Below are 13,725 nucleotides of genomic sequence, written 5' to 3' on the forward strand. Positions count from 1 at the left end.
ATAGTCGCGACTATATGTTTAATATACCTTGTTTAAACATCTGTTGTGTTTAGTTATGGCTAACTAAAACCGCAAATATCGCAGAGTACTTAAAAACATACTTACTGTAGATTAAATGTAAGAAGGGCATAACAAGAGGAGAGTTAGAGAAATATCAGTAATGCTTAGACTTTTATAACAGCCACAAAAAAGACCAAGCTCGCGTTAGCAAACTTGGTCTTTTTTATTTTAGTATTATCTAGCAGCGTTACTATTAATTAGCAACGATATTATTAATTGTTTAATCGTTGTCTTGTAACTCAGATAGCGGATGAGTGATGTTGTTGTTATGCGTCACTACAATCGCTTCATCAATAATATGCTGGCTAACGCCGCGTTTACGTAGCGTTTCGATGAATACTTCATCATGGGCAAGCGTATAATCCTGATGGTCACGATCCAAGCCCTGACGAATATAAAGACGAATAAGCCCTTGAATGCGCTTAAAGCCCAAGTCTGATGACGTCGTTTCTAATAGGCCAATCATTTCTTCAGACAAACGAATACTAATCGGGCGCATGATTTTTTGCGGATGATCAGAAAACTTATTTTTTATACGTACAGGTATCATAATAAACCATTACTTTTAGTGAGTAAGAGCGAAGCACTCAAACAAAAACGAACCCAATCAAAACTAATCTTACCATACAACAAAAATGTCTAAAAGAACACCATAGCCGTGCTAATATTATTAGAAGTAAATATAAAAGACACAGCAATAAAAAAACCTCCATCAAATTATGATGAAGGTTTTTAGTATATGGCTCTCCAACCTGGGCTCGAACCAGGGACACACGGATTAACAGTCCGTTGCTCTACCAACTGAGCTATTGGAGAATAGCTGGTCATAACAGCAAGTTATTGACGCTTTATATTAAAGCAGTTAATTAGCTTGTTTGCGTTATGTGGGGCACATTTTAGCCAAGTCACTACAGGCTGTCAACCTTATTATGCGTTTAATTATAAATATTATCGCAATTATTGAAAATTAACGCCTATCCCTTATCAGATAGGCTATTTCAAGGCAGAACTCAATAGAAAATGACGATAAATTTGCTTCACAAACAAAAAAATATTTTTAGAAATTTTCATATGGCATATAGGATGAACAATAAAAGTATCGAAATAGATATCAACTCGGCAAAGTAAAACTGGACTTGGTGCTTTGTGTTTTTGAATATAAAGGTGGTGCGACACCGTTTGACACAATAAAGTTGCAAGACAGCCCTTCACATTGGCAGTAGAGTTCTATAAAATACCGACCATGTGGTTTCTTTGCTATGTTTTTTCATAGCATGCGTTGAACGAAAGCGGGTGTTCTAAAGATGAGTCCTACTACTATTGCTTATGGTTACTTAGCCATTGCCATCATTTGTGAAGTGATCGGCACTACTTTTTTGATGAAGTCAGAGCAGTTCACCCGTTTGGTGCCAACTTTGATGATGGGCGCGCTCTATGCGGTTTCATTTTATCTAATGGCTCAGACGCTTAAGACCATACCGCTAGGTATTGCGTACGCGCTGTGGGGCGGACTCGGAATCGTACTGACATCACTTGCTGCTGTGGTGCTATTCAAGCAAAATCTTGATACAGCAGCAGTGGTCGGTATCGCGATGATCGTCGGCGGTGTTGTTGTGATGAACTTATTGTCTAATTCTGTGGTGCATTGATATGGAAAATGCTTATAAGCGTAAAAAACAGCCAGAAGTCATTCGTCGTGCGTTGTTAGATCAAGCAGCACGTATCACATTGGAGCAGGGCTTATCTAAAGTGACTTTTCAGGCGGTCGCTGATGCGGTTGGGGTGACAAAGGGTGGTGTGATGCATCATTTTTCTACCAAAAACGCACTCGTGCTAGAAGTCTTCAATGATGCAATGGCTAAGTTTGAGGCAGAAGTAAACGCAGCAATGGCTGACGATCCTGTTAAGTACGGTTCATTTACCCGCGCTTACATAGACGCCACCATCAGTCTCGGCGAGCAAGGGCAGGAAGAGTACGATAACCAAGCGACCTTATATGTGCTGATGCTAGGTGATAGTGAGCTGCGTGAGTTGTGGGCTAAGTGGGCGAACGAGCAACTCAAAAAACATGCAGCAACGGATAATACCGAGACATTATGTATGGTTCGCCTTGTCGCTGACGGTATTTGGCTCTCAGACTTTTCAGGTATCGATATCGCAGACAAACAGTCATTACGTGATCGCCTGATAAAAATGACGCAACAAGACTTTGATTCATAAAATGACGCTGTTTTATAAAATAATTTTTATTTCACTATTTAAAGACTAAATTTCGAAACTTAACTAACGACGACACTATTCGGCCTGAGTACCTTTATATAGCTACTTTTGCCAATCGTCCTAAGGAGAATTTATGACTGATATTAATAATTTGACAGATATTATCGATTTAGACCAAGTACAAACAGCCTATATCAACGGTCGCTATCTAGCGGTAGATGAATCGCTGACGACTTTTGAAGATATCAATCCAGCCACTGGTGAAGTATTGGCAACGATTCAGCAAACCAGCAAAGAGCAGATTGATGAAGCCGTAAAAGCCGCACATAAAAGTCAAAAAGTTTGGGCGGCGATGACAGCGGTCGAGCGTGGCCGCATTTTATCAAAGGCTGTTGAAATATTGCGTGCGCGCAATGATGTGCTCGCCCTACTTGAGACCAAAGACACGGGTAAAGCCTACTCTGAGACAAAGTATGTCGATATCGTGACTGGTGCTGATGTCATCGAGTACTATGCAGGGCTTGCGCCAATGATTGAAGGTCGTCAGATTCCATTGCGTGATACGAGCTTTGTCTATACTCGCCGCGAGCCACTTGGCGTAGTCGCTGGTATTGGTGCATGGAACTATCCTATTCAGATCGCGATGTGGAAAGCAGCACCTGCACTAGCTGCTGGTAATGCGATGATTTTTAAGCCGTCAGAAGTCACCCCTTTGACTGCCTTAAAACTGGCAGAAATATTGACCGAAGCTGGATTGCCAGACGGTGTGTTTAACGTGGTACAAGGCAACTATGAAGTGGGTCAGGCGCTAACTGAACACCCAGATATCGCAAAAGTATCGTTCACAGGTGGCGTACCAACTGGTAAAAAAGTCATGTCGAGCGCGGCAAGCTCATCTCTAAAAGACGTAACCTTAGAGCTTGGTGGTAAATCGCCATTGATCATATTTGATGACGCAGATATCGATACCGCTGCTGACATCGCTATGATGGCCAACTTCTACAGTACTGGTCAGGTATGTACCAATGGCACACGCGTATTTGTCCCGAAAGCGTTACAAGCGAAGTTTGAGAAAGCCATCCTAACCCGTGTTGAGCGTATTAAACTAGGCGACCCTATGGATGAGAACATCAATATGGGTCCACTGGTTAGCTTCCCGCATATGGAGCGCGTGCTTGGCTATATTGAACAAGGTAAAAAAGGCGGCGCACGTCTGTTAACGGGCGGCGCACGCGTTACGACAAACGAGCTTGCCAACGGCGCATTTGTCGCACCGACAGTATTCACTGATTGCACGGACGATATGACTATCGTACGCGAAGAAATCTTTGGCCCAGTGATGTCGATATTGACTTACGAGACCGAAGAAGAAGTTATTCGCCGTGCCAATGATACCGATTACGGCTTGGCCGCTGGGGTTGTGACTGCAGATCTAAAACGCGCACATCGAGTCATCGCTCAGATCGAAGCTGGCATCTGCTGGTTGAATACGTGGGGCGAGTCGGCAGCACAAATGCCAGTAGGCGGCTATAAGCATTCTGGTATCGGCCGCGAAAACGGTATCGAAGCGCTCGAACACTATACTCAGACCAAATCTATCCAAGTAGAGTTGGGTGCGTTTGAATCTGTCTTTTAATCAATCTTATTGAGAAAAATGAAGCCAGTAAGGTTTCTTATTAGCTTTAATTTAGCCTTTTTAGGACATCTTACTGACCCTAAACGATTTATGTTTTTTCAATATTATGGAGTATGTTATGACATCAACCACACCTGAGTATGACTATATTATCGTTGGTGCAGGTTCAGCAGGAAATGTGCTGGCCACACGTCTGACCGAAGATGCCAGTATTAAGGTACTGCTGTTAGAAGCGGGTCGCCCAGATTATCGTTTTGACTTCCGTACCCAAATGCCAGCTGCACTTGCAATGCCGCTACAAGGGACGACTTATAACTGGGGTTACAAGACAGATCCTGAGCCATATATGAATAACCGTGTCATGGACTGTGGCCGCGGCAAAGGGCTAGGTGGCTCATCACTGATTAACGGTATGTGCTATATCCGTGGTAATGCGCTAGATTTTGATGATTGGTCTAAGATAAAAGGTCTGTCAGACTGGACGTATTCGGATTGCTTGCCGTACTTCAAAAAGCTAGAAAACTGTGACGCTGGCGAGAACGACTATCACGGCGTGGGCGGTCCTGTTGAAATGACTACCTCAAAGCCAGGAGTCAATCCACTGTTCCAAGCTATGATTGAAGCGGGCGTACAAGCTGGCTATCCACGTACCGAAGATCTAAACGGCTATCAGCAAGAAGGTTTTGGTCCGATGGATCGATTCGTGACGCCTAACGGTCGCCGTGCATCAACAGCTCGCGGCTATCTTGACCGTGCTAAACCGCGTAGCAATATCACGATTTTGACGGGTGCGTTGACTGACGTAATTTTATTCGACGGCAAGCGCGCTGTCGGTGTCAAAGTCGAACACGAAGGCCAGACCAAAAACTTCCATGCCGCTCGCGAAGTAATTGTCTCATCTGGTGCGATTGCCTCACCGCAACTACTGCAACGTTCAGGTATCGGTCCTGGTCAATGGTTAAAAGACGCTGGCGTGACTGAAATATTGGATCTGCCAGGTGTCGGTAATAATTTACAAGACCATCTAGAGCTATATATGCAGTATGAATGCAAACTGCCAGTATCGATCGCGCCTGCTAATAAATGGTGGAATAAGCCTGCGATTGGTGCGGAATGGTTATTCAACGGTACAGGCCTTGGTGCGTCTAACCAATTCGAAGGTGGCGGTTTCATCCGTACCGATGAGAAGTTTACCCATCCAAATATTCAGTATCACTTCTTGCCACTAGCTGTACGCTACGATGGCCGCAGTGCTGTCAAATCACATAGCTTCCAAGCGCACGTCGGCTCACTGCGCTCACCAAGCCGTGGCCGCGTCAAGCTAAAATCACGTGACCCGAAAGCGCATCCAAGCATTTTGTTTAATTACATGTCACATGATCAGGACTGGCAAGAGTTCCGTGCTGCGATGCGTATCACACGTGAAATCATGCATCAGCCAGCACTTGATCCTTATCGTGGACGTGCGATTGCACCGACCGATGATCTGGTCACCGATGCTCAATTAGATGAATACGTACGCAATCATAGTGAGACGGCTTATCATCCATCTTGTACTTGTGCGATGGGTGAAGATAACGATTCGGTAGTAAATGGCGAAGGTCTGGTACATGGTATTGATGGCTTGCGAGTCGTCGATGCGTCTATCATGCCCAATATTATCAGTGGCAATCTCAATGCTACGACTATTATGCTCGCCGAAAAAATCGTCGACAAGATGAGAGGCGTACAGTTGCCACGTTCAACGGCAGATTATTATGTGGCCAATGGTGCACCGCTGCGCTCAGAGCCAATGCGCGATTATCTCTCGACGGTGTAGGCTGCGATATAAGCCTGCATACAGGTTACTGAATAAATAACGATATGAGAAAATTTTAACCAAAAGGCCTTTCCAAGTAGAGGCCTTTTCTATCAGCGCTAACGTATTAGAATAATGAATACCGTTCAGGTTGAATTTGTTTATAATTTTATTAGCTTTTTATTTATTGGTACTGCTTTGTCCGTCATGCGGTTGGTTCTACGTATACGGTTATAGATCATCAGTCTACTATTAGACGATGCCGGACAAAGCAATATCGGACCCTGTTTAATTTATCTATTGAGGTCTTTTATGTACAGTTCGCCATCACAAGATGTGACGAAACCTCTGACCCTAAACAAAACGGTGTTTATGGGCTCAGCTATTATTTCTATTTTATTGATAATCTGGACCATCGTTTTTCCAGATTATAGTGAGGCCTTGTTGAGCGCAAGCATGACTTGGGTATCAGACAAGTTTGGCTGGTATTATATGTTGGTGGTTGCCGCTTATAGTATCTTTGCGTTGTTTGTTGGTTTTTCTAAATACGGCGATATCAAGCTTGGTCAAGACCACGAAAAAGCACAATTTCCGTTTTTAGCGTGGGCGGCCATGCTGTTCTCAGCGGGTATTGGTATTGACCTGTTGTTCTTTGGCGCCTCTGAGCCTTTGATGCATTATTTGACCCCGCATACAGGCCTAGAGCCTGCGAGTGCTGAGGCCATGCGCGAAGCACTTGCGCAAACCTTTTTACATTGGGGTCTGCATGGTTGGGGTATTTATGCACTAATCGGTATGGCGCTGGCTTACTTTGCTTATCGCAAAAATATGCCACTCGCGCTACGCTCGCCGCTGACACCGATATTTGGTGAACGTTTAATCAAGGGCTGGCTAGGCGATGGTATTGATACTTTTGGCGTCGTCTGTACATTGATGGGTATTGCGACCAGTTTGGGTATTGGGGTATTGCAGGCAAATGCTGGCTTGACCCATGTGTTTGGTATCGAATCTAGCAAAACGGTTCAGGCGCTCATCATTGTGGGTGTTGTCGCGGCTGCTGCTATCTCTGCGATGACAGGTGTCGAAAAAGGTGTTCGTCGTCTATCTGAATTCAACATGTTGTCGTCAATACTGCTGTTGCTTGCCATATTGGTAATGGGCAATACGGTGTATCTATTAAATACCTTTACTCAAAATATCGGTCAATATTTCCAAACCATCATTTATAAAACCTTTGACGTTTATGCTTATGACGGTGCTGCTGGTGCCGAGTGGAAATCTTGGTGGACGATATTTTTCTGGGCATGGTGGGTAGCTTGGGCACCATTTGTAGGTCTATTTATTGCACGTATTAGTCGTGGCCGTACGTTACGCGAGTTTGTATTTGGCGTGATGTTTATTCCGCTTGGGTTTATTTTTGCATGGTTCTCTATCTTTGGTAATTCAGCGATAGACTTGGTTGCCAATGGCGCAACAGAGCTGGGTGAAATTGCGGTCAATGATGCGGCAATGGGCATGTTTGCGCTGTTTGAATACTTCCCTTACAGTGAAGTATTGTCATTTGCTGGTGTGGTTATTGGTCTTATTTTCTTTGTGACTTCTGCTGACTCAGGCGCTTTAGTATTAGCGAACTTGAGCTCAAGAGGTATGACCAATGATACCGATGCTCCTGTTTGGTTACGTCTGTTTTGGGCAGCAGCGACTGGTCTTATTACGTTAGGATTGTTATTTGCAGGTGGTTTTGCCTCATTGCAATCTGTCTCTGTCATTGCAGGTTTACCATTCTCTATTATTCTTGTGCTCTACATGATGTCTATGTGGAAGTCGCTAAAAGAAGAAGGCAATAAGCGTAAAGCAAGTACAATCGGCACGGCAAATGTGTTGGACAGTGGGAAGAGCTGGAAAGCGCGCTTGCAACGTATTGTGAGTTTCCCAGGCCATGCACAGGTTGAAAAATTCTTGCATACGGTCGTGATGCCAGCGATGTCTGAGGTCGAAAAAGAGTTTAAAGCAGGTGGTCTCAAAACTTCTTTGGATACCAAAAACCTTGCCAGTATCGGTGAAGGTATCGATGCAGGCATGGACCAAGATAGTGGTCAGGTAGACGGTCTAAAACTGCGTGTCGGTCATGGTGATGAAGATGACTTTATTTATGAAGTCAATCTGATTAAAGCTCATCGTCCTAACTTTACATTGAGCACATCTACCAAGCACGCAGAGTATTACTACCGTGCGGAAGTGTTCTTAAGTGAAGGCTCGCAAGAGTATGACTTGGTTGGCTACTCAAAAGAGCAGGTATTGGTTGATATTTTAAATCAGTATGAGCGTCATTTGCAGTATCTGCATTTAGAGCGTTAATCAGACACACTTTTTAAGTAAAACTATTAGTAAAAATGCCCCCATAAGTTGAACGCAGCTTATGGGTTTTTTTATGAATAACCATTTATAAATAACTATCGTTTGGGTTGAGGGTATATCCCAAATAAGTGGCAAACAAGCGCCGCAAATATAAGGTAAAATTCATTAAGATTAAATTGATCGACTGATATGCATCTACGTATTAGCAAAGGATACATTTGTGACCAAATTAAAGTACATAGCGCATTACTCAGAACAGATTCAAACTCAAGCTGCTCAGCTTATCAGTGATGGTAGGTTGGGCGAGTATCTGGAAAAAAAGTACCCAACTCAGCATCAAGTCCAAAGCGACAAAGCGCTTTATCAGTATATAAATGAGATAAAAACCCAATACATGCGTAAGATTGGTCAGCTATCAAATGTCAGCTATAGCAGTAAGCTCAAGGTTTTAAAGCATGCCCTAGGTATTCATACGACGCAGTCGCGCGTACAGGGAAGTAAGCTCAAATCGCACAATAGCATCACGGTAGCTAGCCTATTTAAAGACGCGCCGCCAGAGTTTTTGCGCATGATAGTGGTGCACGAGCTTGCCCATTTCAAAGAGCATGAGCATAACAAAGCTTTTTATCAATTATGCTGCCATATGGAGCCTGAGTATCATCAATTTGAGCTGGATACGCGACTGTGGTTACACTGGCGAGAGTTGTAACACTAATATAGTCATTCCACTATAAAAGTATTACGGCGTTAGCCTCGCTTGAAGTATCAAATATACCTCTGCACTCGGTTGCCTTGTACTACTTTTAAATTGAATCGACTATAGTATGAATAACAACCTTAACAAGGTTCATAGTGATGTTAACAACCGCCACATAAATATCGTGTCTTCTTTTAAGCCAATCATCTGAGCCGCCAGAATTACGTTATAATCCTAACCACACACGATATAGTCCATAAAAGGTTGTAAACAATGATTAATACCAAAATATATAAAGCCATTTACACCTTAGCCGAAGAGTTATTAGAAGCGGATCGCAGAGGCAATCAAGAAAAATTTGATTCGCTGTATGCTGAACTAAACGCCATTTGTACCGATAATGAAGGCACTGACAAAGACCACCCAGAACAATGGGAAACGCTTGCTGATTTCACAGAAGATTTGGACGCAGCGCTGGTCATTTATGACAAAGCATTGGCCAAAGCTACTGCCATTAACTCAAAAGATCATATGTCATCGATTGCTTTTTCTATGGCGGTGCTACAGCTTGAGACAGGTGAAAAAGAAGCCGCTATCCAAAGTCTGCAAAATGCCAAAGTCACAGCCAATAAAATAGAAGATAAAGAGTTCAAGGTTGAGATTGATGAGATGCTTACGAAGCTATTGGCAGAGTAGTTTGGTTTATAGTCAGTCCTCTACAAATTGGGTACGGTGTCAGTCTCGCTTAGCCTACTACTTGTACTACTTCCATTCGGCTTCCTTGTATCCAAGTTATATTGAACCGACTATAAATAGGGTAATCAGTTATGCAAGATATACCTGTGGTAATCGTTGGTGGTGGGTTAAGTGGATTATATGCCGCCTTCTTATTAGAGCAAAAGGGTATAGCTTATAGACTGCTAGAGGCGCGTGATACCTTTGGTGGTCGCATTGCAGTTGCTAAATATCCAGATGCACATGCTACTAATAACAATACTGATATTGACCAAGCAGAATCAAGTGCCGCGTTCGACTTGGGTCCATCTTGGTTTTGGCCTGATTATCAAACGCAATTAAGTAGTCTGGTTGAATCGTTAAATTTATCACGTTTTGCGCAGTTCGAAGAAGGCGATATGATGGTTGAGCGCATTGCCAATCAGCCACCTGTGCGTATGCAAGGTTACAAAAGCGCACCACCTTCTATGCGTCTAGTCGGTGGTATGGCTGCTTTAACTGATGCGCTATATGCTCGAGATGCTAGTTGTATTATGACCAGTCAAACGGTAAGGCAGTTGAACAAGACGTCTCAATATATTGAAGTACAGAGCGAAGACAGCTCTGGGCATATGACCACGCTCCGAGCGAAACATGTGCTACTTGCGTTACCGCCTCGATTGGTAGAAGGCCGGATAGCATTTCAGCCAGCACTACCGCAAGACTTAAGTGAACAGTGGCGCGAGACAGCCACTTGGATGGCGCCTCATGCCAAATACGTCGCTGTTTATGAATCACCATTTTGGCGAGATGCTGGTTTCTCGGGTGCCGCGCGTAGTGCAATAGGGCCGCTCACTGAGATACATGATGCTTCTACGTTAGAGGGCGATGGCGCGTTGTTTGGTTTTTTTGGCGTTCCTGTTCAAGTACGACAGAGCGTCTCTGATACGGTGCTAAAAGAACATTGCCGTGCCCAGTTAGTACGACTATTCGGTGAGCAGGCGAATACTACAAAAGCTGAATATCTCAAAGACTGGGCAAAAGACCCATTAACAGCGATGTCTGCTGATGCCAGCGGTAACGGTCAACATGCAGTAGCACCGCCATCCAAACCAAAAACGGGCATGTGGCAAGACTGTATAACAGGTTGTGGTAGTGAGTGGTCAGCGCAGTTCCCTGGCTATGTCGCTGGGGCAATTGATGCAGCAACCGTCGCTGTACAAAGCCTACCTGCTACCATTTTGCGCCAGTAGTTATTATAAAAGCCATCAAACATGATTAAGAAAGTTCGTCATCCAATAGGATAGTCGATGAATGACTCGCTCAAGCAAACCAGTATTCATAAAACCACTTGGCTGGTGCCTTTTGTTTGTCTACTGGCAGGCGGTGCACTCACTGGTATCTCGACCAATGTGGCAAAGTACGCTATCGATGTCGGTCTGACCCCATTAGGGTTTTTGTTTTGGTCGATTACTGGCGCTGCTGTTATCTTACTGATGGTAGCGCTCATCAGAAAAGAACTCCCTCCTCTTAATGCTCGGAGCTTAGAGTATTACTTTGTCGCGGCGCTTGTCAGTGTCGCGGCCGCCAACTTACTGTTATTTTCTGCCATTCCTCATGTGGGCGCAGGTTTCGTCGCCCTAATCCTCTCATTGCCGCCACTACTAACGTATCTTGGCGCGCTGATACTACGTATAGAGAAATTTTATATTGTCCGTGCGCTTGGGGTCATCGCAGCACTCATCGGGGCAGGAGCATTAGCCATACATAAATTCTCTGCGCCAGATTCTAGTGTGTTTTGGATTTTAATCGCGCTTTGTGGGCCAGTGCTACTCGCTATTGGCAATATATATCGGACATTACGCTGGCCCGATAATGCGTCTTCTGGTGCACTCGCTCCAGGTATGTTGATTGCAGCAGCGCTGCTGCTAGGGTTATTCAGTATGATGTCAGATTTCTCTATTGCTGTACCTTTAGATTTAGAGAATTGGTTGCCGCTAAGCATGATAGCTATACAAGCATGCGTGTTCGCTGGACAGTTTTTACTATTATTTCTATTGCAAAAGACAGGTGGGCCCGTGTTACTGAGTTTGTTAGGCGCAGTAGGAGCCATTGTCGGCGTGCCCGTCGCTATTTTTTTGCAAGGGGAGAGTCCTCCAGAAGGTTTATTTTTAGGCGCCACCTTAATTGCGATTGGCGTGGCATTGGTAACATGGGGCGGCGTAAAAATAGCAAGAGTAAAAGAAGAGGTTTAATAAGTGTGTATAGGCGATAGCATTAAACTATAGAGTTATTAAAACCGTTACTTCCTAATGGGCACTTCTTATCTCGCTCGGATTATCAGTCTGGTTATCAGTATCTAGCTTATCAATAGCTGCTATGACTCAATAATTGGTTACGATTAACTTAAATCACTTTTTGTGGATATGACAAAAAAGGAGTATAAGTATCGTGGTTATTGTTGTCATGGACTCAGGCTATGAATGCAGCCACGCGTTATCGATTATTAAACAATTTTACGATTCTCATTAGTGTCATCGGGGTAGCGATTGCCTTGTTAGATAGTGGTTTTACACTACCGACGTGGCTCCAACAAATATTTCATATTTTCTATTTGGTCATTATCTTTCTTAGTTTTATGGTGACCGCTGGTCGTTACATCTATACCAAAAAGCCATTAACGCTTAATAAAGTCGCCGTCTTTGACGCACTGACTAGCATTGCCATCATCATTTTATTGACCGCGCATTTTACGGACTTAGTACGTTCAGGCCTGTCCGCTGCCGTTGATGGCTTTGTCGCGATAAAGATAGCGGTGTTTGTCACCTTCGTCCGCGAACTCTCCGATCACAATTTCAATCTCAATCGTACCTTTCTACATCCTGCCCAGTTTTTTATTCTAAGCTTTTTAGTCGTGGTGCTGGTTGGTGCCTTGCTATTGATGATGCCCAATGCGACGACGCAGCCACTATCTTTTGTGGATGCGCTATTTACTGCGACCAGTGCGGTTTGTGTGACGGGGCTTATCGTTGTGGATACTGCCACCTATTTTACGACTTTTGGCCAAGTCATTATTATGGGTCTGATACAAATTGGCGGCTTAGGTATTTTGACCTTTGTGACCTATTTTAGTTATTTTTTTAAGGGTGGTGTCAGCTATGAGACACAAGCCAGCATCAGCGAGATGTCTTACATGCGCGGTATGGGTGATGTGGTGTCGACACTCAAGTCTATCTTATACGTCACATTTGCTGTCGAGGCGGTAGCGGCTGCGCTGATTTATATCAGTATTTATGACATACCCAATATGGATTGGTCTGAGCAGTTATTTTTTTCAGTCTTTCATGCGATTTCTGCTTTTTGTAATGCTGGGTTTTCTACCTTTAGTGCTGGCTTGTACGATGATTCGCTACGTTTTAATTATTCGCTACAGCTGATTCTGGCGATGACATTTATCTTCGGTGGTATGGGTTTTACCATCGTGGTCAATGTGCTTAGGTATTTACGTTATCGTGCTCAGCGGCTGATAAATCGCCATGACCAACGCTATATTTATCAGCCTTGGTTACTTAATATTAATAGCCGTATTACTTTGATTACCACAGGCGCATTATTGCTGGTCGGTCTGATTGGGGTGATGATATTTGAATACAATAATGTGCTCGCTGATCACACGAGCTTCCTTGGCAAGCTCGTAACAGGGTTCTTTACTGCGGCTACCCCGCGTACGGCAGGATTTAATGTCATTGATATGGGTGAGCTGACTTTTCCAACAGTGATGCTGACGATATTTTTGATGTGGATTGGTGCTTCGCCAAACTCGACAGGTGGTGGTATTAAGACCAGTACCTTTGCGATTGCGTTATTGAATACATTGAGCCTAGCTCGTGGACAGACCAAGATAGAAGTGTTTAAACGGGAGATTGCTGAGATTTCCGTTCGACGCGCATTTTCTATTATGTGGCTGTCGCTACTGGTCATTGGTACGGGTGTGACACTCATCAGTTATGATCAGCCAGAACTTGATTTGATTAAAGTGGTGTTTGAGTGCTTTTCAGCGTATAGCACGGTGGGCTTAAGTTTAAATCTGACAGCAGACCTATCAGATTTTAGTAAAATAGTGGTTTCGGTCATTATGTTCGTTGGCCGCGTCAGTATGCTGACAATCTTTATTGCACTGCTTAAAAATATGCGTCAACGTAATTATCGCTATCCTACGGAAGAGATTACGATTAACTAATC

11 protein-coding genes and 1 tRNA gene are annotated in these 13,725 nt (G+C 43.9%); 10 read left to right on the top strand and 2 right to left on the bottom strand.

The window, feature by feature from the left end; all coding sequences use genetic code 11:
* Nucleotides 1–280: 280 nt before the first annotated feature.
* Both CXF60_RS13095 and CXF60_RS13100 read right to left on the bottom strand, forming a co-directional pair.
* Nucleotides 281–610 carry a hypothetical protein gene (locus CXF60_RS13095; protein WP_057761113.1) on the bottom strand — a complete coding sequence of 110 codons (330 nt, stop codon included), beginning with the start codon at nucleotides 608–610 and terminating at the stop codon, nucleotides 281–283.
* A gap of 190 nt (nucleotides 611–800) precedes the next feature.
* Nucleotides 801–876, bottom strand: a tRNA-Asn gene (locus CXF60_RS13100).
* Between the two features lie 488 nt (nucleotides 877–1,364).
* Between CXF60_RS13100 and CXF60_RS13105 the strand changes: the two genes are divergently transcribed.
* From CXF60_RS13105 to CXF60_RS13150, 10 genes are all read left to right on the top strand, one after another.
* Nucleotides 1,365–1,709 carry a DMT family transporter gene (locus tag CXF60_RS13105; RefSeq protein ID WP_102092280.1) on the top strand — a complete coding sequence of 115 codons (345 nt, stop codon included), beginning with the start codon at nucleotides 1,365–1,367 and terminating at the stop codon, nucleotides 1,707–1,709.
* Between the two features lies 1 nt (nucleotide 1,710).
* The gene (locus CXF60_RS13110) at nucleotides 1,711–2,280 is read left to right on the top strand and encodes a TetR/AcrR family transcriptional regulator (protein WP_220456015.1); all 570 of its coding nucleotides are present in this window, start codon (nucleotides 1,711–1,713) and stop codon (nucleotides 2,278–2,280) included.
* 133 nt (nucleotides 2,281–2,413) lie between these two features.
* On the top strand, nucleotides 2,414–3,916 hold the full coding sequence (gene betB / locus CXF60_RS13115; protein ID WP_102092281.1) for a betaine-aldehyde dehydrogenase: 1,503 nt from the start codon (nucleotides 2,414–2,416) through the stop codon (nucleotides 3,914–3,916).
* A 118-nt stretch (nucleotides 3,917–4,034) separates the two neighbouring features.
* On the top strand, nucleotides 4,035–5,735 hold the full coding sequence (betA, locus tag CXF60_RS13120; RefSeq protein WP_102092282.1) for a choline dehydrogenase: 1,701 nt from the start codon (nucleotides 4,035–4,037) through the stop codon (nucleotides 5,733–5,735).
* Between the two features lie 291 nt (nucleotides 5,736–6,026).
* Nucleotides 6,027–8,072 (top strand): choline BCCT transporter BetT, encoded by a 2,046-nt coding sequence (betT, locus tag CXF60_RS13125; RefSeq protein WP_102092283.1) that lies wholly within the window; start codon nucleotides 6,027–6,029, stop codon nucleotides 8,070–8,072.
* Nucleotides 8,073–8,292: 220 nt separating this feature from the next.
* Nucleotides 8,293–8,781 carry a M48 metallopeptidase family protein gene (locus CXF60_RS13130; protein ID WP_102092284.1) on the top strand — a complete coding sequence of 163 codons (489 nt, stop codon included), beginning with the start codon at nucleotides 8,293–8,295 and terminating at the stop codon, nucleotides 8,779–8,781.
* A gap of 261 nt (nucleotides 8,782–9,042) precedes the next feature.
* Nucleotides 9,043–9,465, top strand: coding sequence for a hypothetical protein (locus tag CXF60_RS13135; protein ID WP_057761099.1), 423 nt, complete (start codon nucleotides 9,043–9,045; stop codon nucleotides 9,463–9,465).
* A gap of 131 nt (nucleotides 9,466–9,596) precedes the next feature.
* Entirely contained in the window at nucleotides 9,597–10,736 is a 1,140-nt protein-coding gene (locus CXF60_RS13140; RefSeq protein ID WP_102092285.1) for a flavin monoamine oxidase family protein, read from the top strand.
* A 57-nt stretch (nucleotides 10,737–10,793) separates the two neighbouring features.
* Entirely contained in the window at nucleotides 10,794–11,738 is a 945-nt protein-coding gene (locus tag CXF60_RS13145; RefSeq protein ID WP_102092286.1) for a DMT family transporter, read from the top strand.
* A 224-nt stretch (nucleotides 11,739–11,962) separates the two neighbouring features.
* Nucleotides 11,963–13,723: a TrkH family potassium uptake protein gene (locus tag CXF60_RS13150; protein ID WP_102092287.1), complete on the top strand. Its 1,761-nt coding sequence runs from the start codon at nucleotides 11,963–11,965 to the stop codon at nucleotides 13,721–13,723.
* Nucleotides 13,724–13,725: the final 2 nt, after the last annotated feature.

Source organism: Psychrobacter sp. 4Bb, assembly GCF_002836735.1.
Lineage (GTDB): Bacteria > Pseudomonadota > Gammaproteobacteria > Pseudomonadales > Moraxellaceae > Psychrobacter.

Excerpts from the sequence above, each read along its gene's own strand:
- CXF60_RS13110 (WP_220456015.1), top strand. The coding sequence starts at position 1,711 with ATGGAAAATGCTTATAAGCGTAAAAAACAGCCAGAAGTCATTCGTCGT.
- betT (WP_102092283.1), top strand. The coding sequence starts at position 6,027 with ATGTACAGTTCGCCATCACAAGATGTGACGAAACCTCTGACCCTAAAC.
- CXF60_RS13095 (WP_057761113.1), bottom strand. The coding sequence starts at position 610 with ATGATACCTGTACGTATAAAAAATAAGTTTTCTGATCATCCGCAAAAA.
- betA (WP_102092282.1), top strand. The coding sequence starts at position 4,035 with ATGACATCAACCACACCTGAGTATGACTATATTATCGTTGGTGCAGGT.
- CXF60_RS13145 (WP_102092286.1), top strand. The coding sequence starts at position 10,794 with ATGAATGACTCGCTCAAGCAAACCAGTATTCATAAAACCACTTGGCTG.
- betB (WP_102092281.1), top strand. The coding sequence starts at position 2,414 with ATGACTGATATTAATAATTTGACAGATATTATCGATTTAGACCAAGTA.
- CXF60_RS13150 (WP_102092287.1), top strand. The coding sequence starts at position 11,963 with ATGAATGCAGCCACGCGTTATCGATTATTAAACAATTTTACGATTCTC.
- CXF60_RS13105 (WP_102092280.1), top strand. The coding sequence starts at position 1,365 with ATGAGTCCTACTACTATTGCTTATGGTTACTTAGCCATTGCCATCATT.
- CXF60_RS13135 (WP_057761099.1), top strand. The coding sequence starts at position 9,043 with ATGATTAATACCAAAATATATAAAGCCATTTACACCTTAGCCGAAGAG.
- CXF60_RS13140 (WP_102092285.1), top strand. The coding sequence starts at position 9,597 with ATGCAAGATATACCTGTGGTAATCGTTGGTGGTGGGTTAAGTGGATTA.